Below are 24,709 nucleotides of genomic sequence, written 5' to 3' on the forward strand. Positions count from 1 at the left end.
GCAATGCAAAAGAAAAACTTACTAGCCTCAGTAGAAATTCCGAGCCTGGAGCCACTCGACACGGTGGCGCGCAGGCTGGAAAGTGCCATTGACGGCACCAGCTTCGAGATGGACGAATCGGGACGTTACGAGGAGGTGCCCGCATTCGTCGCCAGGCACGCCGGTTCCGGATCGACCTTCATCCTGTTCGGCATCCCCGATGGAGAGGAATGCGACGCCTACACCCTGGAGTTTTCGGCCGCGACCGATTTGTCGATCGGGGATTTCCAGGAAACCGCACCGGTGTTCGTAAAGAACTTTCTTTGCGAAAAAGAAGCGAATGCGCGGGGTTACCTGGACTATTCCGATGAGTTGGCCAGTGCCTTGACCCTGAAAGGAATATCGGCCGCTACGCCCGTCGATTAGCGCGTCCAGCGCCAGGATGATCACGGCGCAGCGCCCGCGAAAGGATGTTCAAGTCAACAAACGGTAATAAATACTCTGTAGTGTTTACCAGCGGTCCACCCGACCTTCCCGCGACATTGGCAATCTTTTAAAGGCGCATCCCATGAAAAGAAAAACGATCTCCGTCAATCCGAAAAAATCAACGTGGTTAAAAGCCGCGCTGGCATCCTGCATCGCATTCAACGCGCTGGCGGCGCATGCCGACGACTTCCCGAAGTGGAACGCGGCGATTACCAAATACAATGAAAAGCAGGTAAGGAATTTCCATCCGGCGTTCGACTTCGATTCGGATGGCTGCTACGCGGCCACGCCATTCCACCGCAACGAGCATCTGCGCCAGAACCCGGGCAAGAGCGCGACCGGCTCGGTCCACGGAGGATGCCGTGATGCCGACTGGACCGTCTACGCCAACACCGTGCACCGGCAACTATGCAGGGCCAGCATCGAAGGTGCCGACAAGATCGAACGCTGCGCCCACTTTTACGAACTGTATTTTGAAAAAGACCAGGCCATCGGCCTGAGCTTCCTCGGCGGCCACCGGCATGACGTGGAAACGGTGATCGTGTGGACCGGCAAGGTGAACGACCAGGCCGACTTCATTTCGCATGTCTCCACCAGCGCCCACGGAAAATACACCACGCGCGCCATCGGCCAGTTGCAGACCCAGAACGGCCACCCGCTGGTTGTCTATCACAAGGACGGCGCCCTCACCCACGCCTTCCGCTTCGCCAATGCCGAAGACAAGAAACGCGTCGAATTCCTCGGCAACTGGGGCGAATTTTACGCGCCGGACATCATCAGCCATTACAGCGCGGTGCCCGATTGGAACAGCGATGAAACCGTGCGCTACCAGGCCAACCGGGATTACCGCCTGGCGCTGGAAGCGTCCAATTTCGGCAGCGCCTCGTTCAAGACGCGCAACGACAGCGACTTTGCGAACGCCGCCAACAATAACGTGCCGCGCAGCGACGCCTTCTGGCAACATGCCTCCTTTTCGCTGGACGATGTGTGGAGCACCAGGGCCAACGAATTCAAAGCCAACTACCCGCAGACCTACCTTCAGATCCGGGAATAGAAACACCCAGGGGCGGCGTCGACCAGCCGTGACGCCGCCAACCACTCCCTATACCCTCCCCGCCATGCTCAACATCGATTTAAACGCCCAATATTTTCACCCTACCATTGCCGGGCACTGGAAGACCGATTCACTACCCGATTTTATCGGCATCATCGCCGGTGACGGGACCATGCTCGCGCTGGAGGAAACCGAGGATTACGTCGACAGGCGTCCGCGCTACGACATTCGTCCAGCCGGCCTCACATCGATCGACAGTTTTGCGGGGAATCCGGAGAACTATTTTAACGAGGTCACTCCCTATATTCATCGGGCGCCCATCATCGGCACCGAGGCTTACGCGATCTGCGGCGAAGGCGTGATGGGGAACGAAGGTTTTGTCGCGGTCGTGAACCCGCGCGGGCTGGTCTGGGCAGCGTGCTTCAGTGTGTCCAATCCATTTTATGAAGTGCGGGTGGTCGATCATTGTGTCGCAGCGACGAGCACCCACGAAATCATCTGGCGCTTCCCTGTCGTGCGGCCATGGGAGATCGGTTTTACCTACCTTGATTTTTAAGTAACGCGCACGCCACGCAGCGGCCATCGACGGTTTGCTTTTCGCGTTGTATAGTCGAGCCATCGACACTTTAACAAAGCGAGCCATGGCCGAAAAATCTGACATCCTGTTCGGCCTTGCCGAAGCCAATGACGACACCCTGGCCGCCACGCGACTGCGCGCCATGGCCGACGAACTCGGCGAGCCAGATCACATCGACCTGGACGAGGACCGCGCATTCCGCGTCAGCATTTATGCATTCGGCCGCAATTTTGTCGCAGAGTGCGACGTCGATGCCGAGGATCAGGAAGGTTACGTGCTGGTCACGTCGGGCATGAGCGACCGGCTCATGACGGGCCCGCACAATGAAGAGGTGGACGAATCCCTGGCAAGCGAGCTGGTCTGGTACGTGCCCGATCTCGACCCGGCCTATTTTTCCACCCTGCGCTGGCTGGCGAAGCTGCCCGAGACGGACCGCACCTGGTTCGGCCAGGGCCACACGGTACCGCTGCCGGCCGCGCCGCTGGAGGGCTGCCCATTCAAGACCTTCCTGTTCCTGCCGCCCATCATCCGCACCGACCGCGAACTGTTCGAGCATATTGAACACGATGGCCATCACATCGGAACGCTGTGCGTGCATCTGATCGCCGACAGCGAGTATGCCCTTGCCAAAAACAACGAGGAAGGCCTCGGCGAATTTCTCGACCTGCTCGACGACAACGATCACCCGCACGTCTTCAACCCGGCGCGCCGCCCCTATGTTTAAGCGCCATACAGGATAGATTGATGCGCAGATTGATGAAGAACCAATGGCACGACCTGCGCGATCAATTGCTCAAGCTGGACGACAGTGCGGAGCCGGAACGCATTTTTGCCACGCTGGTCGCCGGCTTCAGAAAATACCGCGCCCAGTTCAGCAGCAAACCGTTTTCCGGTCGCCGCTTCGCGCAATACTTCAGCATGAAGGCAGTGGATTATCCCGTCCAACAATCGGCAATGAGAGATGAGGCGTTCCGTCACTTCAAAACCGCCATCGAGCAATATGAAGTCAGGACCCACCTCGCTTCGATCGAAGGCATTCTTCACGATGCGATGGAGCAGTTACTCGTTATACAAGTCGAGCAACGTTGTCCTGTGTGCGGCCCCTCCGATTTCATGCTGTTCAAGGCGGTCGGAAGCGGGCAGCTTGTGCTGGAGTGCCAGGATTGCTTCCATGTGCAAGGATGCGCTGGCGAGCCATATGACCAAAGCGGGATAACCTACGCACGCAACGACGTTCTAGGCCCACTCCCTGGCCCCGTTGCCCCCGCGCGAGCGCCCGATGCGGTGCAGGCGAAACGGCGGCAGGCCACATCGGATGAGCTGTCCGCGTCCGGCCGGAGTCCACGCATCCGCGTCGATTCGGGAGAGATGCTGGACTACAACCTCGTTGTCCTATCCCGCCGCGACGAGGAGACCGACTCGTCCGGCGCGCTCATCTCATTTTATCGGGGCATGCCCGTCGCCATTTTCGATGAAGATACCGACGAGCAAGGCCGTGTCGACGATCTTGTCGCCGACGGCCATGCGGAACCGGTGACGGAGCCGCCACGGTGGTGTCCGGACGCCAAATGGCTGTGCAAGATCGACAAGGCCGGCATCCGGCATGCATCCGGGGCCCGCTAGCGAGCCCCGGAATCGCAGCTTACTGCACCAGCGGACTATCGGCCCCTTCCATGCTCAAGCCCTCGATCTGCGCCTGGCCCACCAGAATATGCAGATACTGGTGCGTTGCGCGCTGGCTCGACTGGCGGTCGAGGTAGGCCGCAATCTCGCTTTTGACGGCCTCGAACGGCAACAGCCGCCCTTCCACCCGGCGCAGCACCTGCACGATATGCAAGCCGAAGCGCGTTTCCAGCAAGCGCCCCCCCAGCTCGCCTTCGCGCAGCCGGAACACCAGTTGCTCGAACTCGGGCACGCACTGTCCGCGCGACAATTGCCCCAGGCTACCGCCCACCTTGCCGGAACTGCAATTCGAATACTGCGCAGCGAGCTCGTCGAAGCGCTCCGGATGCACCTGCAACTCTTCCAGCACGGCTTCTCCGGTGGCGCGCAGCAATTCGAGCGGCGCCCCCGGCGTCACCTGGAACAGGATATGGCGTGCTTCGACCATATCGCCGCTGGTGTAGCGCTGGGCATTGTTGCGATACCACGTAGTGCACGCGGCCTCGTCGGCCTTGGGCACCTTTACTTGCAGCGCCAGCAGCGCCTCGATACGGGCGTCATCGTCGCCCCCGGTGATCCCCAGCGTCTCGGCCTGCTGCAGCAGCAAGGTCCTCAGCACCAGCTCATGCACCGCTTCCTTGAGCGGATTATCCGCCCCCTGATGATGCGGCAACTCTTGCTCGACCGCCACGTCGTCGATGTCCACGCCATTGACTGAAATACCCATGATGATTCTCCCGATTAACGGCTACGTACCAATTGGTAAGCGCGGCCAAGATAGGTCAGCGCGCCGAGTCCGCTCCACACGTGCACCAGGCGGGTGAACGGGAAGATGACGAACAGCGACATACCCATGAACAGATGCAGCTTGAACAGCAGCGGTGCGTCGGCGATGAAGGCGGCGGCATCGGCACGGAAGGTCACGATGTGCTGTGCCCAGTTCATCAGCAACACCATCGTGTGTCCGTCCATGTGGCCGGCCGACACGTAGATCGACGACAGTCCCAGCAGCAAGGTTGCGAGGATCCACAGCAGCACGATCTTGTCCTTGAAGGTGGTGGCATGGCGCAGGCGCTCGTTGCTGAAGCGGCGCACCAGCAGCAGCACGATCCCGACCAGGCACAGCAGGCCCATCACGCCGCCGGCCACCATCGCCACCAGTTGCTTGAGGCCGTGGCTCACGCCCAGCGTATCCCACACCCACACGGGCGTGAGCAGCCCGGCCATGTGGCCGAAGAACAGGCCGATGATGCCGATGTGAAACAGGACGCTGCCATAGCGCAGGCTGCCCTGGTGCAGGACCTGGGTCGATTCCGATTTCCAGGTGTACTGCTCGCGGTCGAAACGGATCAGGCTGCCGAGCAGGAAGATCGCCAGCGCGATGTAGGGATAAATCCCGAACAGAAATTGATGAAGGTAGTCCATGATGCTTCCTTTACACGCTGGCAGCGGCGCGCGCCGTGCGGGGGTAGAAATTGATCGGATGCGTGCCGGGCGCCCCGGTCGGCTTGAGCAGCGGTTCGACCCCGTCCATGCCCGGCCCGAAGGTTTCCAGCGCCTCGTCCATGTCGCGCACCGGCGGCTCGCTCAATTCCTCGGCCGCCACCGGACTCAGATGCTCCAGCACGGCGAACACGCCGGCGTAGGGGCTGCCGTTGGCGGCCAGCTTGCGCCCGATATGGGCCAGCACGTGCACCGCGTCCGACAGCAGGCGGGCCGCCTCCTCCGTGGTCTGCTGCGACAGGAATTCGAGGAACAGCGGCACGAAGTCGGGCAAGTCGTCGCCCGTCATGTGCAAGCCGTGCTTCTTGTACTCTTCCATCAGGTCGACCATGGCCTGGCCGCGGTCGCGCGATTCGCCGTGAATATGCTCGAACAGATGCAGCGAATGCGAGGGATTGCGGTCGAACGTCATCACGTAGTTTTGCTGCAGGTCGATCAGGGCGCCGTCGCTCAGGTAAGCGAACAGCGGCAGCAGCGGCGCGTGCAATGCCGGCGAGTGGGCGATGGCATTCGCCAGCGACGGCAATTCCGCGATCAGCTCCGGTTCCGGGTACAGCAACAGGCTTGATAACACCTGGTAGTGTTGACTGGTTTTCATCATGCCTCCTGGGCGTCTTTTTTCTTGCGTGACTTGGGCATCGCCATGAAGATGGCCGAACCCTGCTTTTTCTTGCCGAACAGGCTGGTCTCGGTCACGCCGTCCGAGCAGCCGTTGCCAAAGCTGAAACCGCACGAACCTTTTTCGTTGAAGCTGTCTTCCGCCATTTCCTTGTGGCTGCTCGGAATCACGAAGCGGTCTTCGTAATTGGCAATCGCCATGATGTGGTACATGTCCTCGACCATGGCCTCGCTCAATCCCACCTGTTCCTGCACGGCCAGGTTCTCGACCTTGTCGACGGTCTTGCTGCGCATATAGGCGCGCATGGCCAGCATGCGGTCGAGCGCGCGGATCACGGGCGGCTGGTCGCCGGCGGTCAAGAGGTTGGCCAGGTATTGCACCGGAATGCGCAGGCTGTTGGTGTCTGGCAAGATGCCATTCATGCCCATCTTGCCGGACTCGGCCGCAGCCTGGATCGGCGACAGCGGCGGGATGTACCACACCATCGGCAGGGTGCGGTATTCCGGATGCAGCGGGAAAGCGACTTTCCAGTCCACCGCCATCTTGTAAACCGGCGACTTCTTGGCCGACTCCAGCCACGAGTCGGGAATGCCCTGGCGCCGCGCTTCTTCGATGATGGCCGGATCGTGCGGATCGAGGAACAGGCCCAGCTGCGCCTGATACAGGTCGCGCTCGTCGGGCACCGCGGCCGCCGCTTCGATCTTGTCGGCGTCGTACAGCAACACGCCCAGGTAGCGGATGCGGCCGACGCAGGTTTCCGAACACACGGTCGGCTGGCCCGCTTCGATGCGCGGATAGCAGAAGGTGCACTTTTCGGCCTTGCCGGACGACCAGTTGTAGTAAATCTTCTTGTACGGGCAGCCGGAAATGCACATGCGCCAGCCACGGCATTTATCCTGGTCGATCAGCACGATGCCGTCATCTTCGCGCTTGTACACCGAGCCGGACGGGCAGGATGCCACGCAGGTCGGGTTCAGGCAGTGCTCGCACAGGCGCGGCAAGTACATCATGAAAGTGTTCTCGAAGGTGCCGTACATTTCCTTCTGCATATTGTCGAACAGCTTGTCCTTGCTGCGGGCGGCAAATTCCCCGCCCAGGTCATCTTCCCAGTTCGGACCCCATTCGATCTTGTCCATCTTCTTGCCGGTCAACACAGAGATCGGGCGCGCCGTCGGCGGCGTTTCCGACAGCGGCGCGTTTTGCAGGCGCTCGTAGTCGTAGGTGAACGGCTCGTAATACTCGTCGATGGCCGGCAGGTTCGGGTTGGCGAAGATGTTGGCGAGGATTTTCAGGCGGCCACCCTGGCGCGGCTCGATCTTCCCGGCGGCATTGCGTTTCCAGCCGCCATTCCATTTATCCTGGTTTTCCCATTCCTTCGGGTAACCGATGCCGGGTTTCGTTTCAACGTTGTTGAACCACGCGTATTCGACGCCGTCGCGGCTGGTCCAGACGTTCTTGCAGGTGACCGAACAAGTGTGGCAGCCGATGCACTTGTCCAGGTTCAACACCATGCCGATTTGCGCTCTGATCTTCATACGTGTGCTCCATTCTTTTCTTCTACCAGGGGGCCTTCCAGCCACTCCACCTTGTTCATCTTGCGCAACAGCACGAATTCATCGCGGTTCGAGCCGACGGTGCCGTAGTAATTGAAGCCCCACGCCAGCTGTGCGTAGCCGCCGATCATGTGGGTCGGCTTGGTCACGGTGCGCGTGACCGAGTTGTGGATCCCGCCCCGCTTGCCCGACATTTCCGCGCCCGGCGTGTTGATGATCTTTTCCTGGGCGTGGTACATCAAGGTCATGCCGACCGGAATGCGCTGGCTGACCACCGCCCGCGCCGTCAGGGTGCCGTTGACGTTGAACACCTCGATCCAATCGTTGTCGACGATGCCGGCATCTTTGGCGTCCTCTTCCGAAATCCACACGTGCGGCCCGCCGCGCGACAAGGTCAGCATGCGCAGGTTGTCCGAATACGTGGAGTGAATGCCCCATTTCTGGTGCGGCGTCAGGAAGTTCAGCGCGATCTCCTTGTTGCCGTTCGGTGAAGCGCCCAGCATCGCCGCCGTGGTCTTGGTATCGATGGCCGGCTTGTACACGCACAGCCCCTCGCCAAAATCGCGCATCCAGCGGTGATCCTGGTAGAACTGCTGGCGCCCGGTCAGGGTGCGCCAAGGGATCAGTTCGTGCACATTGGTATAGCCGGCCGTGTAGCTCACTTCTTCCGATTCCAGCCCGGACCAGGTCGGCGACGAAATGATCTTGCGCGGCTGCGCCTGCACGTCGCGGAAGCGGATCGTGTCGTGTTCGCGCGGCAGCGCCAGGTGGGTGTGGTCGCGCCCGGTCATGGTCGTCAGCGCGGCCCAGGCCTTGACAGCCACGTGGCCATTCGTTTCCGGCGCCAGCGACAGGATCATTTCGGCGGCGTCGATGGCGGTGTCGAGGCGCGGCTGGCCCTTCGATACGCCCTCTTCCGTCACCGTGCGGTTGATGCCGCGCAATACTTCGACTTCATGCCCGGTTTTCCAGCCGATGCCCTTGCCGCCGTTGCCCAGCGATTCGAGCAGGGGCCCGATCGAGGTGAATTTCTTGAACACGTCCTTGTAATCGCGGGTGACCACGGTCAGGTTCGGCATGGTCTTGCCCGGAATCGGCTCGCACTCGCCGGCGCGCCAATCTTTCGGATCGAAGGGCTGGCCCAGTTCGCCCGGGGTGTCGTGCATCAGCGGGGTCAGCACCAGATCTTGCTGGGTGCCCAGGTATGCGCCGCCAATTTCCGAGAATTTCTCGGCGATGCCCTTGTAGATTTCCCAGTCCGACTTCGATTGCCACAGCGGTTGCACGGCTTCCGACAGCGGGTGAATGAAGGGATGCATGTCCGAGGTGTTGAGGTCATCCTTTTCATACCAGGTGGCGGTCGGCAGCACGATGTCGCCGTACAGGCAGGTGGTCGACATGCGGAAGTCCAGCACCACGACCAGGTCCAGCTTGCCTTCGGCGGCGGGACGGATCTTCACGTCGCGCGGCTTGACGCAGTGCGTTTCGTCGCTCATCAGCGCGTTCTGGGTGCCCAGCAAATACTTGAGGAAATACTCGTGGCCCTTGCCCGAGCTGCCCAGGATATTCGAGCGCCACACAAACATATTGCGTGGGAAGTTGGCCGGATTGTCCGGGTCGTCGCACGAAAAGTTCAGTTTGCCGGCCTTGATCTGGCCCACCGCGTAGGCGGCCGGGTCCATGCCGGCGGCCTTGGCGGCGCGCGTCACTTCCAGCGGATTGGTTTCCAGCTGCGGTGCGGACGGCAGCCAGCCCATGCGTTCAGCCTTGGCGTTGTAGTCGATCAGCGACATCGGCGCGACGTCGTCGCCAGCCGATGGCGAGGAGATTTCGCTCGTGTGCAGCTTTTCGTGGCGCCACTGGCTGGTGTGGGCGTAGAAGAACGAGGTGCCGTTCATCTGGCGCATCGGACGGTTCCAGTCCTGGGCGAAGGCGAGCGGGGTCCAGCCGGTTTGCGGACGCAGCTTTTCCTGGCCGACATAGTGAGCCCAGCCGCCGCCCGACTTGCCGATGCAGCCGCACATCATCAACAGGTTGATGATGCCGCGATAGGTCATGTCCATGTGGTACCAGTGATTCAGCGCGGCACCGACGATGACCATGCTCTTGCCCTGGGTCTTGTCGGCGTTTTCGGCGAACTGGCGCGCCACGGTGATCACGTCGGCCGCTTTCACGCCGGTATGCTTGACCTGCCATGCGGGGGTATAGGGAACGTCATCGTCGTAGCTGGTGGCAACGTTGGCGCCGCCCAGGCCACGGTCGATGCCGTAGTTGGCCAGGGTCAGGTCGTACACGGTGGTCACCAGCGCGGTGCTGCCGTCGGCCAGCACCACTTTCTTGACCGGCACCCGGCGCATCAGCATGTCGCTGGCATCCTTGCCGCCGAAGTAGGCAAAGCCGACTTCCTCGACTGCATCGCTGCACTTGATCAGCGAGAGCAGCGGATCGATGGCGCGCCCGCTGGTGCCCTCTTTCTGTTCCAGGTTCCAGCGGCCCGACTCGCCCCAGCGGAAACCGATCGAACCGGCCGGCGCGCAAATGGCGCCGGTGGCTTCGTCGATGACCAGGGTTTTCCAGTCGGGATTGTTGGTTTCGTCGAGGTTATTGTCCAGGTGCGAAGCACGCAGGAAGTAATCGGGCACCAGGGCGCCGTTGGTTTCCTTGAGCATGACCAGCATCGGGAAATCGGTGTACTGCTTGGCGTAGCCGCGGAAGTAGTCCGAACCGCCTTCGGCGTGGAATTCCTTGAGGACCACGTGGCCCATGGCCAGCGCCAGCGCCGCGTCGGTGCCTTGCTTTGGGGCCAGCCAGATATCACCGAATTTGGCCATTTCGCCGAAGTCCGACGATACGGCCACCGTTTTCGTGCCCTTGTAGCGCACTTCCGTGTAGAAGTGGGCGTCCGGCGTGCGCGTCATCGGCACGTTCGAGCCCCACACCATCAGGAAGGTGGAGTTGTACCAGTCGGCCGATTCCGGCACGTCTGTCTGTTCGCCCCATACCTGCGGGCTGGCCGGCGGCAAGTCGCAGTACCAGTCGTAGAAACTGAGGGCCACGCCGCCGATCAGCGACAGGTAGCGCGTGCCGGCGGCGTAGCTGACCATCGACATGGCGGGAATCGGCGAAAAGCCGACGATCCGGTCCGGGCCGTATTTCTTGATGGTGAAGGCGTTGGCGGCGGCGATGATCTCGTTGGCATCATCCCAGTTGGCGCGCACGAAACCGCCCAGGCCGCGAATCGATTTGTACGATGTCGCCCGTTCCGGGTCCTGGCTGATGTAAGCCCAGGCGGCGATCGGGTCCATGGTCAGGCGGGCTTCGCGCCACATCTGCATCAGGCGGCCGCGCACCATCGGGTATTTGACGCGCTGGGCCGAATACACGTACCAGGAATAGCTGGCGCCGCGCGGGCAGCCACGCGGCTCGTGGTTGGGCAGGTCGGGCCGGGTGCGCGGGTAATCGGTCTGCTGGGTTTCCCAGGTGATCAGGCCATTCTTCACATACACCTTCCAGCTGCACGAGCCGGTGCAATTGACGCCATGGGTCGAGCGCACGATCTTGTCATGCTGCCAACGCTGGCGATAGGCGTTTTCCCACGTACGGTCCTCGTGGACGACGGCGCCATGGCCGTCGGAAAACGTCTCCTTGGGGCGATTGAAGAACTTCAGACGATCCAGAAAATGACTCATGCTGCCTCCGCTTGAATGAGAGCGGCGCCTTCGACAAGGGCGCAACCCGATGAAAGCAGTCTACGCAGCGGTAGTCACGATGCATATTGGCAAGAAGGTGGTGCGGCGCGGCGACAAGGACTAGGCTGCCTAGTCCTTTGTGGCTATGGAGGGTGCTGAATGGATACGGTATACATGCGCTATCGACACATGAACCTGAAGGAACGAGCAATGAACATCACCAGTTATGACGACCTGATCCAAGCCGCGCGCGCCCAGCCGCAACCGCAGCGCGTGCTATTCGCCTTTGCCAAGGCGGAGTTGCCCGAGGAGGCGGGCGCGGCCGAGCGCGCCGGTTTCGCCGAGCAACGCGGTGGCGCCCTGGCCCCGGTCATGTGCGTGGACAAGACCCTCGACGAGTTGGGCAGCTTTGCCGACCTCGTGGCCGAGTCGAACTACACCGGCAAGGAATGGGATATCGTGTTCGTCACCACCATGTCGGGGCGCCATGGCAAGCCGCCGGCCTCGACCGAGGCAGAAGCACCGCTCAATATGATGGTGACCTATATTCACACCGGCCAGATCGGGCAGTTCCTGGCGTTCGGGCGGGATGGCGAATTGCGCCAGTTTGCGCCGGCATAGGGTTCGCTGCGATGGCGATCCGGTCGCTCCGGCAGTGCGCATCACGCGATCGCGCCAGGCGCCATGCGGCGTGCCGGGGCACGCTGGCGACCTATCAAGCGTTGGCCAGGCTTGTGCGCAAGGGTTCGCAGCGCTCCCGCGCAAGCGCCAGGACCTCCTCTACTTTGGCGCGTGCGATTGCCAGCGGGAACACGCCACAGTCCGCCCGTCCCTCGTGATGAATCTGCATCATGCATGCCTGCGCCTGGTCCGGAGGCATTCCCAGGACCGATTCGAGCACCTCGACCACGAATGCCATCCGCGTATAGTCGTCATTAAGAATCACCAGCCGCGCTTCATCAATGCCTGGCGCGAGCGCGTCGTCCCGCTCCGCGCCGTCCATGGCCGCGCCGTGCGCGATGCGGCAGGCCAGACGGTGGCGGTCAAGGCCATGCTCTTCCAGGGCACTGGCTGCAATGCCGATGCGATCGTGGACGAATGCAAACAGAAAGACGCCGAGATCGAGCGGCTTCCCCATGTTGATAGCACGGCCCGCCGCCTCCAACAGCGCCTGCTTCAAATGCTCGCTAGGTAATATTCTTCGTTCCAGCAAATCATCCGACTTCGCGGTCCAGATCGGCATGCATTGCGCGAGACGCGCACCCCAGCCGCTTGGCCAGTGCCAGGCTTTTGCCCCTTCAGCAAGCTGATCAGCCACAACGGTGCGCATATTCCCGTGCAGCTCGAATAGATTAAACAATGGCTGGTGTGCCAGGCTCGGGCATCCGGCCGGCACTGCGAAGCGCGCGAGCGGCAGCGGTTTTCGTCCTCTCCCCGCCAACCCGCCCCGATACCATTTCTATTGCAACTTGTTGCTTGGACATGGCGCGCAAAATCATGCACGACGCCAATTGCCACAAGAACAAGGCGACGATCATGGCGCCGGTCAACGAGTTCCTGGCCATGCTCGACCAACGCACCGGCGAGGAAGTGCGGATCGCCGCCGCCCGCGCCGATACCGCGTTCTGGGTCGCCGTTGCGGTGCTTGGCGTGTCGCTGTGCCTGTCGCTGGTCACCGTGCTGATGATCTACCGGCACATCAAGGTTGGCTTCACCCACGCGATCGATACCGCCAGCAAGATCGCCTCGGGTGACCTGAACGGCGAGACGGCGGAACAACGCAGCGACGAGGTCGGCCAGCTGCTGCACAGCATGAACACCATCAGCACCAACCTGAGACAGACCGTGCAAAAAATTCGCGCCAGTTCCGACGAGATATCGGCCGCCACCCACGACATCGCGGCCGGCAACGCCGATCTGTCGGCGCGCACGGAATCGCAGGCCAGTTCGCTGGAAGAAACCGCCTCCTCCATGGAAGAGCTGACCGGCACCGTCAAGCAAAATGCCGACAACGCCCGGCAAGCCAACCTGCTCGCCTCGTCCGCGTCCGAGGTTGCCATCAAGGGCGGCGCGGTCGTTTCGCAGGTGGTCGATACGATGGGCTCAATCAACGAATCGGCCCGGAAAATTGTCGACATCATCAGCGTGATCGACAGTATTGCGTTCCAGACCAATATCCTCGCGCTCAACGCGGCAGTGGAAGCGGCACGCGCCGGCGAACAGGGGCGCGGCTTTGCGGTCGTGGCGTCGGAAGTGCGCAATCTGGCGCAACGTTCCGCCGGTGCGGCCAAAGAAATCAAGGCCTTGATCAATGATTCGGTCGACAAGGTGGACCTGGGCAGCAAGCTGGTCGATCACGCGGGCGCGACCATGAACGAAGTGGTGGCCAGTATCCAGCGCGTGTCCACCATCGTGGGCGAGATCGCCACGGCCAGCCAGGAACAGTCATCGGGCATCGAGCAGGTCAACCAGGCCATCGTCCAGATGGACTCGCTTGTGCAAAGCAATTCTTCGCTGGTGGAACAGGCTGCGGCGGCCGCCGAATCGCTGGAAGAGCAAGCCGGCAATCTGGTCGAGACGGTCAATATCTTCAAGGTCGACGCGCTGGGCGAGCAATATCGTGCGCCCGGCCGGATGCGCGCGGCGCGGCAGGATGGCGCCGTCGCGGCCCGCAAGAAGTCGCCGCCCGTGCTGATCGGCTCCGACTAGGTCGACAAGCCAGCGGCGCTCGCAGCCGCCGGCTCAGGAGCGCCCGGCGGCGCGGCCGGTATGCCATTGCGCGCACGCATAAAGGCGATGACGCGCGCGGTGCTGGCGATCTGGTCCTTGAAGGCCCCGGCCTTCGACCTCCAGCGGTAGGTGCGTCCACCGGTGCGGACGGTAATCAAATGGCGTTTTGTTCCGCGGATGAGCACGCTCCCAAAGATCGACCCGAGTGCCAGAGCGCCGACCGGGATGCGAGTGCCGGCTTCAACCGAACCGAATACGAAGATCGCAATAATGCCGGCCACCAGCAAGGCACCGAACAGCATCGGGATAAGCGCCCACGTCACCGCGTAGGTGATCGTGGCGTCCTGCTCAAGGGGAATGCGGGCCATTTCATACCCATATTTGCGTTTCACCACATAGATTGCGTGGGTCCGGATGATGGCGATTTGCTTGAAGTGCTTCGCATACTCATCGGAATGAACGAGCGTGGCGATCGTCAGGTCTTCGGTCTGGATGTCGGACATTGGCAGGGCAGCTAGATATTCGATACAACATTATATTCCTGAATGCAACGCCGACCCAAGCATGTTGCGGCGCTTAACCGTATCGATCCGTTGCTGGGATAAGTTGGCGCATGCGAGATGATCGCCCACGCCTGGCGGGGTCGCGTTGAAGGTTTCTTGCAGCACATAGTCGAGCTGAACGCACCGATTGCTGTTCGTGCTTTTCATCCGCCGTGGTCCCTTGTACGCCACGCCAGAAGCGCATCGACCAGATGCCCGTACAAGTTGCTACCTCTGAGCTGTTCACGCCAGCGCGCGGGTATGCCGTGGATGCCGAGGCGTACACCCGCAATTCCGCCGGCGATGCAGGCGGTGGTGTCGGTGTCGTTGCCCAGGCTGACCGCCGCGCGCACCACCTCTTCATATGTGCCTGCGGCCTGCACCAGACGCGCCGAGCGTAGCGAGTCGACCACGTAGCCGGAGCCGCCGCCAGCAGGAGGATCGTCCGGGCGCACCGCCCATTCCAGTTCTTCCAGCGCCTCCGGCATGGACGCGTAAATGGCACGCAGCGCCGCCACCGCATCGCCCCAAGGATCGCTCGATACCGCCAGCTCGCGCCGCGCCCACAGGCAGTACAGCGCGCAGCACACTTGAGAGCGCAGATGGCCATGGGTGGGCAGGGATTGCTGGTGGGCGTCATGGACGAGGCTGGCGTCGGACCCGCGGTGCCACAGCGCCAGCGGCAAGACGCGCATCAGCGATCCATTGCCGTTGTCGTACTGGCCGCACGGGCCCGCCTGTGCGGACGGCGTGCCGGAACGCAGTGCGCGCAAGGCGGTACCGGTGCTCACGCCGACATCGAACACCACCCCATCGACCGCCATATAACCGTCGTCATACCAAGCGAGCAGGCGCGCGCCGACGTCATGCAGGTCGAGGCTGCCACGGTCGAGCAGCGAGGCCAGCAGGCATAATGCGTGGGCGCCGTCGTCGGACCACGTTCCTGGCGCCACTCCCTGATGTGAACGCGGGAATCGTGGCGGCGGCGTGAAGTCGATCAGGGCGGCCGGTGGAATATCGGCAGGCGTGTGAAACTCGTAGGGAACGCCCAGTGCATCGCCGACCAGCAGGCCGACGATGCCGCCGGCGAGCCGTTCCTGGTAGGTCGGCTGGCGCTGCGTCATGGGCGCGTGCCTGCGGGCAAAAAGGACATCGGTACAGTTTTCTCTCGTCGAATGAAGCGCGGATTGTCTTGAAAATGCTGGCAGACGGCAAGAGAAAATTAAAATCAAGCAAGATGACGACCGCAGCCGGACGTTGTCCGGCGCGGCCTGCTCAGCGTAACGTGCACTCAGGCAGCGCCGGAGGCATCATTGGCCGCCTTGACGGGAGCGGCTGCCGACATGCCATCCTTCTCCCAGCGGTCGAAGGTGGCCATGATGGCGTCCCGGGTTTTCTGGCTCAGTTCGGGCAGGGTTCCACCGAGCGCCTCGGCGGCTTCGTCGAAGCCTTCCTCCACGGCAGCGCGGATCGCGGCCAGCTTGGATGGATCGTCGCCGATCGCGCCCTTGGCCATATTCAGGATCCGTTCGGACACCTTGGCAACGCCGAACTCGCCGTCTTCGGCGGTGGCGGCCTTGGCCGCTTCGATGGTTTCCGGGTCGGCACTGAGCTTTTGCTCGCCGCTGACGACCTTCGACAGGTTCAGGCCCTGCTGCTCGACGGCGGGCAGGATCAGGTTGATGACTTCCTGCGCCTGGCGGTCGGACTCGGCCAGCAAGGCGTCCAGGTCCGGCGGCGCCTGGGCTGCGGCGGCGGCCGCGCGCGGCACGCCATAGGTCAGCGGCGCTTGTTCCGGCCCGCTCAGGGTCACCTTGTCGGTCTTGACGCTGCCTTCAGCCTGGGCGCTATCGGCCGGCCGGCGGCTGGTTTCTCGTGGCCCAATGGGTGTGGCGCCGCCTGACGGTGTTGTGTTGGAAATGGTAATACTCATGACCTCTCCTCCTTGGCGCATTGCACGCCGTAACGTTAGATCTTCATAGGCGAAAGACGGCAGTGCGCCGTGCTCGTTAATGATTAACGGCAGGATTGGTCAAAAGTTGAATTTTCAATCAGCGATTTCAAATCCCGGGACATGCAGATGGCCGGGACAAGGAACATCCCGGCCATTATGGATGAGTAAACCATCCCGCTGCGCGCCCTCATGATCAAGACGGCCGCTTTACGCCAGATTCAGCGTCCAGGTGGTCACGCCTTCATCGTCATCGGTGGACAGCGCCACATCCTGGGTCCAGCTGGCAATGTAGGTCCAGGCGGTATCTTCCAGCCATGCCAGGGTATCGAAACTGGTGGCGCGCAGGCGAATGAATTTGACGTACAGATCGATGTTATCCTTGATCCACATATCATCGCCATTAATGCGCAATTGAATCTGCAAATGGCCGTTCAAGCCATGTGAAAACTCGAATCCGTAGCCCGGATACGGCATCGGAATCATTCCTATGCCGGGTGGCAATTCCGGCGTCAGGTCGTTTCTGCGAGGCAGTTTGGCCGGCCCGCTGTAATTGTAGCTACGGCTGTCGCCGCGTTCATGGTCATCCACATCCGCATAATCCAGGTTCAACACCCGGATTTCTTTCCCATTGCGTAAAACGGTGGCTTGCACCAGGTTATCGGTCCCGGCATTGGGAACATTTTTGGTCGCGGCGACCAAGCCGATTGATCCGATCCACATAATAACCTCCTCAGAATAAATAGCGGTAAGCATGTGCTTTCTTTAGGAAAAGCTTCATGCGAAGGCGGAATGATCGGATGCAAACCCAATAAAACAGGGGATTACCGCCAACCACCCTCATCCATTATTCTGTGGAGTTCAATGCCGGTGTTTGCGCCACATTAATCGCCGGTCAGCGCTCTGGCGACGCCGCCAGCATCGATGCTGGACACCGATACATAAAGCAGAGTGAAACGATTCTGAGGCCGGATTGTTACTTAAAATTGAATTCTTGCGAAAACGAAAATGGCGCCGCTGCGCCATCGACCAGGCGTGGCGCAAACTGTCCCGCGCGGTAATATTTTGCAAGCGCCGCCTGGAACAGCCCCGCGGCTTCAAAGCTCTCCCCGTTGGCACTGGTGACGCGCTCGGGGACCAGGTTGCTGCGCGTCACGGCCACCTCGCTCACCTTGCCGGCCTGATCCACCGTGACGGTCAAGCTGACCGTACCGACGACCTGACGCATGGTCAGCAGCGTGGGGACAGTGACCATGGCCTTGCCGGAAGTAAAACCCGATACGCGCTGTAATGTTACTGGCTCACGCGACTCGAACTGGCCCGCGTAGGCCGACTGCGTCACACTGTTCCTCAACAACACGGCATCGCTCACCTTGGCGTCGACAATCGCATGGCTGATGACCCAGGCGTTGTCGCAGGCTTCCTGCATGGAAGTGGCCAGCCGGCCCTTGTAGGCATAATGGTTCGCGAGAATAGCGGCATCGGCCGCCGGCAGGCTGGCCGACAGTCGTTGGAACGCGGCCATCACCCGGCTCGAGCGTATCTTGCTTGCGGACTTGTCGTCCTCGGACGGCGCGTTGGAATTAGCCAGTCCACGCACATACGCGGCGGCGATGACGCGGGCAAGGCGGTCCTTGTGCTCCTCGATCAGCGCGTGCCGCCTGTCGTCGAGCAGCGCATGTGTCTCCGCCTCGCTGCGGGTTTGACAGCCCTGGCGGGGCGTGCCGTACACCGGATTCATCGTCCCCATCCGAAACAGCACGGACATATCCTGATCGTCCATGACCTCGTGCGAGTAGAACATGGTACGGTGATAATGTTTCAGCCAACTGCGCACCAGGTCTTCCTGCGTGGGCTCCGCATTGGCGCTCAGCCATGCCTGCATGTCATCCCGGTACGCCTTTTGTTCGGCGAGCCGGGCCAGGATGGCCGATGCAAACTGCTGTCCGTGCGCGTCGGCAATCAGCCCGGTAACGGACGACTGGTCGTTCCCATCGCTGCCCACCTGTTTTTCCAGGATCTGCAGGAACTGCCCGGTGTCCGGCGTCGCTGCGGCAGAGGCCGCCAGTGCTGTCATGGAGAGGAAGAAGGAGGCAAGCAGGCGGGCCGGGCGGAGTCGTAGGTTCATGTGCGGCCTTGAGGCGGGAATGGGCAAGCCCTCGACTGTGCCATCGAAAATTCTTTTGTGCAACTTTAATACGGAAACGCGGCCAGCACGGTGACCTTGCGGCGTACCTTACGGCGTGCCGGCCGGCAGCACCCGGCCCTTGACCGCATCGATCGGGCACACCATCGGCAAAAACTGTTGCTGGCGTGCCGAATAGGCCATCAGCGCGCCGCTGTCGATATCGAAATACCAGCCGTGCAGCACCAGCTTGCCCTCCTCCACCCTGCGCTTGACCCACGGGTAGGTCAGCAGGTTGTCGAGCGACTGCAAGATGCTGGCCTGTTCACACGCCTTGTGCCGTTCTTCCGAACTCTTGTGCGCCAGGTCGCGCATGACGCGCACCCGCACCGGTTCGGCGATGCGCATCCAGCGCTCGACAAACCCGGTTTCGCGCTGCTCCGCTGACAGCGGCTGCGGCGCCAGCAAGGCGCGGATGCCGCCGCAGCGCGCATGCCCGAGCACGATCACCCGCAGCACTTCCAGGTTGCAGATGGCGAACTCGATGGCCGAACTGACGCCGGGCGGCGCGTCCGGCGTGCAGGGCGGCACCAGATTGGCGATATTGCGCACCACGAACATGTCGCCCGGACCGCTGCCCGTCAGCAGCATCGGATCGACCCGCGAATCGCAGCAGCCGATCAGCAAGGTGCTGGGACGCTGTCCGCCGCGCAAAGTGTCGTAGACGCCATGGTCTTCGCTGAAATACTGCTGCTGGAAGCGGCTGAAACCGCGTACGAACTTCTCGATGTCTTGCATGGCCTGCTCCGTTCAGCCGGCGTGCTTGCGCAAGCCGTCGATATTCATGATCGTCACATTCCTGCCCTGCACGCCGATCAGGCCATGCATGGTCAGGTCGCCCAAGATGCGCGAAAAATGCTCCGGCGTCAGGTTCAGGCGCGACGCCACCACCGCTTTGCTGACCGGCAGGGTCAGCTGCGCACCCTGCCCGGTCGCCTCGTCCTGCAACAGGTAGCCGATCACGCGCTGGGTGCCCGACTGCAAGGCGACCGATTCCAGGTCGCAGATCAAGCCATGCATGCGCCGGCTCAGCCCGGCCAGCATCTTGCGCGCGAAACCGGGGTCGTGCGCGATGCCATCGAACACCGCTTCCTTGGTCACATGCAGCAGCAGCGAATCGGCCAGCGCCGTGGCCGAGACGATGTAGGGCTTTTCCATGAACATCAGCGCTTCGCCGAAACTGTGTCCGGGGCCGATCAGCTCGATGATCTTTTCGGCCCCGTTGGCCACCCCGGCGGCCAGCTTGACCTGGCCGAAAATGACCAGGTGAAAGCCCTTGCAGGTATCGCCACGCTGGAAAATGATCTCGCCGCGCGCCGCATGGCGCTCGCTGGTGCCGGCGGCGATGGCATCGAGTTCGCTTGGCGACATCGCATCGAACAGCGGCAGCCGCGCCAGGAAGGTCTGCGGCGAAAATCGGTTCTTTTCCATGGCCGCTCCTGCTGTCAGCAAGGCATGTCCGCATTGCGCCGCGCGTAGCACCACCACGTGACCACGATGCAGCTAACGTAAAACCCGACGAAGCCCCACAGCGCCGCGTCCGGACCGCCGGTCAGGGCGATCGAGGTGCCGTAGCACTTGGGAATGAAGAACGCGCCATAGGCCGCCACCGCCGAGGTGAAACCGAGTACCGCCGCACCTTCCTTGTTCGCGTCGACAATCGCCTGTTCCTTGGCGGCATGGCCCTTGCCCTCGGCGGCGCGCTGGCGCTCGGTCAGGAAAATCACGGGAATCATGCGGAAGGTCGAGGCATTGCCCACGCCCGTGCCAGCAAACAGCAGCATGAACATCCAGAAAAAGCCGGTGAAGTTGCCGGCCACGCCACCATGCGGCAGGAACTGGATCACGCCGACCACGGCCAAGATCATCATGACGAAGGTCCACAGGGTCACTTTTGCGCCGCCCAGCTTGTCGGCCACGATGCCGCCCACCACCCGTGCCAGCGCCCCGACCAGCGGGCCAAGGAAAGCGTAATCGAGCGGATTGACATCCGGAAACTGGGTCTTGATCAGCAGCGGAAAGCCGGCCGAGTAACCGATGAAGGAACCGAAGGTGCCCGTGTACAGCCAGCACATCAGCCAGTTATGCTTGCGCTTGAAAATGATGGCCTGTTCCGAAAACGAGGCCTTGGCCGAGGCCAGGTCGTTCATCCCGAACCATGACGCGACCGCGGTCAGCGCAATGAAGGGCACCCAGATGAAACCGGCGTTCTGCAGCCACATGGCCTTGTGCGCGTCGCCCTTGACCCATTGCTGCGCCTCGCCGCCGAACGCGCCGAACACGCCGGCGGTAATCACCAGCGGCACCACGAACTGCACCGCCGACACGCCCAGGTTGCCCAGGCCGGCATTCATGCCCAGCGCGTAGCCCTTCTGCGCCTTGGGATAGAAGAAGCTGATATTCGCCATCGACGAGGCAAAATTGCCGCCGCCGAAGCCGCACAGCAAGGCCAGGATCAGCATGATCGGGTAGCTGGTCTCGACGTCCTGCACCGCGAAACCGATGCCGATGGCGGGAATGAGCAACGAGGCGGTCGAGATCGTGGTCCATTTGCGCCCGCCGAAAATCGGCACCATGAAGGAATAAAAGATGCGCAAGGTCGCGCCGGACAAGCCCGGCAGCGCGGTCAGCCAGAACAGCTGGTTGGTGCTGTACTTGAAGCCGATATTGGGCAGGTTGACCACGACCACGCTCCACACCATCCAGACGGCGAAGGCGAACATCAGCGCCGGGATCGAAATCCACAGGTTGCGGTTGGCGGTCGCCTTGCCGCTCTTTTGCCAGAAGGCCGGCACTTCCGGCTCCCAGGTGGCGATCACATATTTACTCATTTGATTTCTCCTTTAAATTAGGCGACCACGGCCAGCCGGGGCGGCGCGGCGGGCCGCGCACTGTCTTTGAAGCTGAAATGCATCCACACCAGGGACACGCACACGGTGCCGTAGAGCAGCATGAAGGCGGACGAGCGCACCCCGGTCAGGTCGACCAGCGCGCCGAACAGGATCGGCAGCACGAAGCCGCCCAGGCCGCCGGCCAGGCCCACCACGCCAGAGACGGCGCCGATGTTGTCGCTGAAATCGTCGCCGATGAACTTGAACACCGATGCCTTGCCGATCGCCATGGCCACGCCGACCAAGAACAGCAGCACCGTGAACATCACTGGCGTGAGGCCGATCTGCAGCGTGGTGCTGCCGGTCACGGTCTTGATGATCATGTTGGTTTGCGGGTAGGACAGCAGGAAGAAGCAGACCCAGCACACCCACATGACCCACCAGGTGACCTTGTGGGCGCCGTACTTGTCCGAGATCCAGCCGCCCAGGGCGCGCAGCACGCCGCCTGGCAGCGAGAAACAGGCGGCCAGCAGCGCGGCCAGGCGCATGTCGAAACCGTATTCGGTGACGTAATACTTGGTCATCCACAAGGCCAGGCCCACGTAGCCGCCGAACACGACCGAGTAATACTGGCAGTAGCGCCAGACGCGCGGATCCTTGAGCACCTTCATCTGTTCGGCGAAGGACACGCCGGCCGGCATCTTGTGGGCCGGGTCGCTGTAGGTGCCGAACCAGAACAGGACGGCCGTGGCCAGCATGGCCAGCGCGTACACCTTGGGCAGCATCTGCCAGCCGAAGGCGGCGATGATGGCCGGGGCCACGAACTTGGTCAGCGCCGAGCCGGAATTGCCGGCGCCAAAGATGCCCATCGCCAGCCCGCGCCGCTCCTTGCCGAACCAGCGCGCCACATAGGGCGTGCCGACCGAGAACGAGCCGCCGGCCAGGCCGACGAACAGGCCCAGCACCAGGAAGTGCCAGTACGCGCTGGCCTGCGAGATCAGCCAGATCGGCAGGGCCGTGGCCAGCATGAGGATGAAGAACACGATGCGCCCGCCGTAGCGGTCGGTCCAGATGCCGAGCGGCACCCGCACCAGCGAGCCGCTCAGGACCGGCGTGGCCGCCAGCAGGCCGAACTCGGTTTCGTTCAGGCCCAGCTGCGCCTTGATGGGAATCCCGAGCACCGCGAACATCATCCAGATCGCGAAGCAGATGGTGAAGGCGAAAGTGCTGCTCGCCAGCACCGCTATTTGTTGTTGGTTCTTGCTAGACACGTTGTTCTCCCGGACCGATGACCTGATACAGGAAGCTTACGTGCTGCCTTGAAGCACGACTATTAGCCTGAGGGCGATTTTCCCACGGCAATCTGGCTAGACTGCTAGCCCAAAAGAACTAGACGCCATGGGGCGGGCAAGCTGTGTTGATCTGCATCAATGATGCATTTGCGCGTTTTGAGGTATAACAACAGACCAAGAACAAGAAAGGCTGCCCCATGCAAGACTTTGCGACACCCGATTCCGGCTTCGAACCCGGCTGCGCCACGCTCGATGCCGCCCAGCTCAACGCCAGCTGCTTTTGCGCCGCCCCCTCCGCCGCCGCCCTGGCCGAGGCGCTGCAACAGCACAGCGACGGACCGGAAGTGGTGGCCTTGATCCGCGAACGCTGTCCCCACCTGTTCGCGGCGCTGCCGGTATTTGTCTCGCCCGGCCAGGCGGCGCGCATGGCGCGCCTGATCGGCGCGGTGGAAGAAGTGATTGCGCTGCCGGCCTGGCAAGATGCCGTGCTGGCCGACGCGCCGCCCATCGCGCGCCACGATCCGGGCGCGCGCGGCGTCTTTTACGGCTACGACTTCCATCTGGGCGACGACGCCGTCGGCCTCATCGAAATCAACACCAACGCCGGCGGCGCCCTGCTCAATGCGGCCCTGGCGCGCGCCGGCCACGGATGCAGCGCGATCGAGGATGCCGGCAACGGCGCCGCGCGCGCGCTGGCGCTGGAAGACGCCATCGTCGAGATGTTCCGCGCCGAGTGGCGCCTGGGCGGGCGCAGCGCGCCGCTGCGCACCATCGTGATCGTCGACGACGAGCCCGAGAACCAGTACCTGTATCCGGAATTCCTGCTGTTTCGCCAGCTGTTCGCGCGCCACGACATCGAAGCGCTGATCGTCGACCCGTCGATGCTGCGCTGGGAAGCGGGCAGCCTGTGGCGCGGCGACCTGATTGTCGACCTGGTGTACAACCGCCTGACCGACTTCATGCTAGCCGCACCCGGCCACGCGGCCCTGCGCGACGCCTACCTGGCCAACGCGGTGGTACTCACCCCGCATCCGCGCGCGCACGCGCTGTACGCCGACAAGCGCAATCTGGCGCTGCTGACCGACGATGCCAGGCTGGCGGCGCTAGGCGTTTCCGAGGCCACGCGCGCGATCCTGCTCAGCGGCATTCCGCACACGGAGCAGGTGCGGGCCAGCGAGGCCGAGCGCCTGTGGCGCACGCTGCGCGACTGGTTCTTCAAGCCGGCGGCGGGTTACGGCGGGCGCGCGGCCTACCGCGGCGACAAGCTGACCAAGCGCGCCTGGCAAGACATCCTCGATGGCGACTACGTGGCGCAGGCGATCATGGTGCCGCCGGCGCGTACCGGCGGCAGCGCGGGAGCGCCCGATCAACTCAAGTTCGACATCCGCAGCTACACCTACGACGGCCAGGTGCAATGGACGGCGGCGCGCGTGTACCAGGGCCAGACCACCAACTTCCGCACCCCGGGCGGCGGTTTCGCGATGGTGTACACCGCGCAGGGCTAGGGGCGCGCCGGTTCCCTACTTCCAGGCGATGATCGCCTGGTCCGCCCGTTGCCCCGGGCGCGCGCTGTGCGCGATCAGGTCTTCCAGCGTCACGCCATCGAGCACCCGCAGATAGGCCGCCGTCGCCGCCCCCAGCACGCCCTTGAGCGCGCACGCCGGCGCCAGCGTGCACGAGGTATTCTCCGGATCGAAGCACTCGGCCATGTAAAAGTCCGTCTCGCTGTGGCGCACCACGGCGCCGATATTGATCTGGCCCGGCTCGAGCTTGAGCCGCAGCCCGCCATGACGCCCCCTCACCGTCTCCACCATGCCGGACAGGCCAAGCTGGTACACCACCTTCATCAGATGGTTTTTCGAGATGCCATGCACGTCGGCGATATCCTGGATGGTGGCCAGGCAATCGCGGTGCATGCCAAGGTAGATCAGGGTGCGCAGGGTGTAATCGGTATAGGCGGTCAGTCGCATCGGCGTGGGCTGCTTGGATGAAGGTCAAATGAGGCATTCAGTATACATCTATTGATCCAGATGGCGCGGCCTTGACGAAAAGAAGT

The 24,709-nt window shown here is 62.4% G+C and carries 23 protein-coding genes and 1 pseudogene; 8 read left to right on the plus strand and 16 right to left on the minus strand.

From position 1 onward, the window contains the following. The first annotated feature begins 3 nt into the window (after window positions 1-3). The 5 genes from F2P44_RS19345 to F2P44_RS19365 all read left to right on the plus strand — a co-directional run bounded on the left by F2P44_RS19345 (window position 4) and on the right by F2P44_RS19365 (window position 3,719). Window positions 4-405 (plus strand): hypothetical protein, encoded by a 402-nt coding sequence (locus tag F2P44_RS19345; RefSeq protein WP_167088683.1) that lies wholly within the window; start codon window positions 4-6, stop codon window positions 403-405. A gap of 142 nt (window positions 406-547) precedes the next feature. Further along, a complete protein-coding gene (locus F2P44_RS19350) occupies window positions 548-1,519 on the plus strand; it encodes an NPP1 family protein (RefSeq protein ID WP_167088684.1) in 972 nt (323 codons plus the stop codon). A gap of 28 nt (window positions 1,520-1,547) precedes the next feature. Next, a complete protein-coding gene (locus F2P44_RS19355) occupies window positions 1,548-2,075 on the plus strand; it encodes a hypothetical protein (RefSeq protein ID WP_167088685.1) in 528 nt (175 codons plus the stop codon). 85 nt (window positions 2,076-2,160) lie between these two features. Beyond that, on the plus strand, window positions 2,161-2,820 hold the full coding sequence (locus F2P44_RS19360) for a suppressor of fused domain protein (protein WP_167088686.1): 660 nt from the start codon (window positions 2,161-2,163) through the stop codon (window positions 2,818-2,820). Between the two features lie 20 nt (window positions 2,821-2,840). After that, on the plus strand, window positions 2,841-3,719 hold the full coding sequence (locus F2P44_RS19365) for a hypothetical protein (protein ID WP_167088687.1): 879 nt from the start codon (window positions 2,841-2,843) through the stop codon (window positions 3,717-3,719). A gap of 19 nt (window positions 3,720-3,738) precedes the next feature. Here the strand turns inward: F2P44_RS19365 and F2P44_RS19370 are convergent, their stop codons facing one another. Genes F2P44_RS19370 through F2P44_RS19390 form a run of 5 tightly spaced genes read right to left on the minus strand, consistent with a single transcriptional unit; the run spans window position 3,739 to window position 11,122 of the window. After that, window positions 3,739-4,485 carry a peptidylprolyl isomerase gene (locus tag F2P44_RS19370; RefSeq protein ID WP_167088688.1) on the minus strand — a complete coding sequence of 249 codons (747 nt, stop codon included), beginning with the start codon at window positions 4,483-4,485 and terminating at the stop codon, window positions 3,739-3,741. Between the two features lie 14 nt (window positions 4,486-4,499). Then, the gene (narI, locus tag F2P44_RS19375) at window positions 4,500-5,183 is read right to left on the minus strand and encodes a respiratory nitrate reductase subunit gamma (RefSeq protein WP_167088689.1); all 684 of its coding nucleotides are present in this window, start codon (window positions 5,181-5,183) and stop codon (window positions 4,500-4,502) included. 10 nt (window positions 5,184-5,193) lie between these two features. Beyond that, the gene (narJ, locus tag F2P44_RS19380; protein WP_167088690.1) at window positions 5,194-5,859 is read right to left on the minus strand and encodes a nitrate reductase molybdenum cofactor assembly chaperone; all 666 of its coding nucleotides are present in this window, start codon (window positions 5,857-5,859) and stop codon (window positions 5,194-5,196) included. After that, entirely contained in the window at window positions 5,859-7,415 is a 1,557-nt protein-coding gene (narH, locus tag F2P44_RS19385; RefSeq protein ID WP_167088691.1) for a nitrate reductase subunit beta, read from the minus strand. The genes narJ and narH overlap by 1 nt, the downstream gene beginning before the upstream one ends. Beyond that, window positions 7,412-11,122, minus strand: a complete 3,711-nt coding sequence (locus tag F2P44_RS19390) for a nitrate reductase subunit alpha (protein ID WP_167088692.1) — start codon at window positions 11,120-11,122, stop codon at window positions 7,412-7,414. The genes narH and F2P44_RS19390 overlap by 4 nt, the downstream gene beginning before the upstream one ends. A gap of 210 nt (window positions 11,123-11,332) precedes the next feature. Between F2P44_RS19390 and F2P44_RS19395 the strand changes: the two genes are divergently transcribed. Further along, a complete protein-coding gene (locus F2P44_RS19395; RefSeq protein ID WP_167088693.1) occupies window positions 11,333-11,743 on the plus strand; it encodes a ribonucleotide reductase subunit alpha in 411 nt (136 codons plus the stop codon). Window positions 11,744-11,837: 94 nt separating this feature from the next. Here the strand turns inward: F2P44_RS19395 and F2P44_RS19400 are convergent, their stop codons facing one another. Then, window positions 11,838-12,452 (minus strand): ATP-dependent Clp protease adaptor ClpS, encoded by a 615-nt coding sequence (locus tag F2P44_RS19400; RefSeq protein WP_167088694.1) that lies wholly within the window; start codon window positions 12,450-12,452, stop codon window positions 11,838-11,840. A gap of 326 nt (window positions 12,453-12,778) precedes the next feature. Here F2P44_RS19400 and F2P44_RS19405 point away from each other — a divergent pair. Further along, window positions 12,779-13,831: pseudogene (locus F2P44_RS19405) on the plus strand (methyl-accepting chemotaxis protein); the annotation flags it as partial. Here the strand turns inward: F2P44_RS19405 and F2P44_RS19410 are convergent. From F2P44_RS19410 to F2P44_RS19450, 9 genes are all read right to left on the minus strand, one after another. Next, entirely contained in the window at window positions 13,828-14,355 is a 528-nt protein-coding gene (locus tag F2P44_RS19410) for a hypothetical protein (protein WP_167088696.1), read from the minus strand. The pseudogene F2P44_RS19405 and the gene F2P44_RS19410 overlap by 4 nt on opposite strands. 203 nt (window positions 14,356-14,558) lie before the next feature. After that, complete coding sequence (locus F2P44_RS19415; protein ID WP_167088697.1) at window positions 14,559-15,518, minus strand: ADP-ribosylglycohydrolase family protein; 960 nt, start codon at window positions 15,516-15,518, stop codon at window positions 14,559-14,561. Window positions 15,519-15,685: 167 nt separating this feature from the next. Continuing rightward, window positions 15,686-16,327, minus strand: a complete 642-nt coding sequence (locus F2P44_RS19420; protein WP_167088698.1) for a hypothetical protein — start codon at window positions 16,325-16,327, stop codon at window positions 15,686-15,688. Between the two features lie 228 nt (window positions 16,328-16,555). Beyond that, on the minus strand, window positions 16,556-17,101 hold the full coding sequence (locus F2P44_RS19425; RefSeq protein WP_167088699.1) for a hypothetical protein: 546 nt from the start codon (window positions 17,099-17,101) through the stop codon (window positions 16,556-16,558). 220 nt (window positions 17,102-17,321) lie between these two features. Beyond that, the gene (locus tag F2P44_RS19430) at window positions 17,322-18,473 is read right to left on the minus strand and encodes an energy transducer TonB (RefSeq protein ID WP_167088700.1); all 1,152 of its coding nucleotides are present in this window, start codon (window positions 18,471-18,473) and stop codon (window positions 17,322-17,324) included. A 108-nt stretch (window positions 18,474-18,581) separates the two neighbouring features. Then, a complete protein-coding gene (locus tag F2P44_RS19435; RefSeq protein WP_167088701.1) occupies window positions 18,582-19,268 on the minus strand; it encodes a carbonic anhydrase in 687 nt (228 codons plus the stop codon). A 12-nt stretch (window positions 19,269-19,280) separates the two neighbouring features. Next, window positions 19,281-19,961, minus strand: a complete 681-nt coding sequence (locus F2P44_RS19440; protein WP_167088702.1) for a Crp/Fnr family transcriptional regulator — start codon at window positions 19,959-19,961, stop codon at window positions 19,281-19,283. A 14-nt stretch (window positions 19,962-19,975) separates the two neighbouring features. Continuing rightward, window positions 19,976-21,361 carry a NarK family nitrate/nitrite MFS transporter gene (locus F2P44_RS19445; RefSeq protein WP_167088703.1) on the minus strand — a complete coding sequence of 462 codons (1,386 nt, stop codon included), beginning with the start codon at window positions 21,359-21,361 and terminating at the stop codon, window positions 19,976-19,978. Between the two features lie 17 nt (window positions 21,362-21,378). After that, window positions 21,379-22,632 carry an MFS transporter gene (locus tag F2P44_RS19450; protein WP_167088704.1) on the minus strand — a complete coding sequence of 418 codons (1,254 nt, stop codon included), beginning with the start codon at window positions 22,630-22,632 and terminating at the stop codon, window positions 21,379-21,381. Window positions 22,633-22,850: 218 nt separating this feature from the next. Between F2P44_RS19450 and F2P44_RS19455 the strand changes: the two genes are divergently transcribed. Beyond that, entirely contained in the window at window positions 22,851-24,158 is a 1,308-nt protein-coding gene (locus F2P44_RS19455) for a hypothetical protein (RefSeq protein ID WP_167088705.1), read from the plus strand. Window positions 24,159-24,173: 15 nt separating this feature from the next. Here the strand turns inward: F2P44_RS19455 and F2P44_RS19460 are convergent, their stop codons facing one another. After that, window positions 24,174-24,623, minus strand: coding sequence for an RrF2 family transcriptional regulator (locus tag F2P44_RS19460; protein WP_167088706.1), 450 nt, complete (start codon window positions 24,621-24,623; stop codon window positions 24,174-24,176). Between the last annotated feature and the right edge of the window lie 86 nt (window positions 24,624-24,709).

Source organism: Massilia frigida (assembly GCF_011682175.1).
GTDB lineage: Bacteria > Pseudomonadota > Gammaproteobacteria > Burkholderiales > Burkholderiaceae_D > Telluria_A > Telluria_A frigida.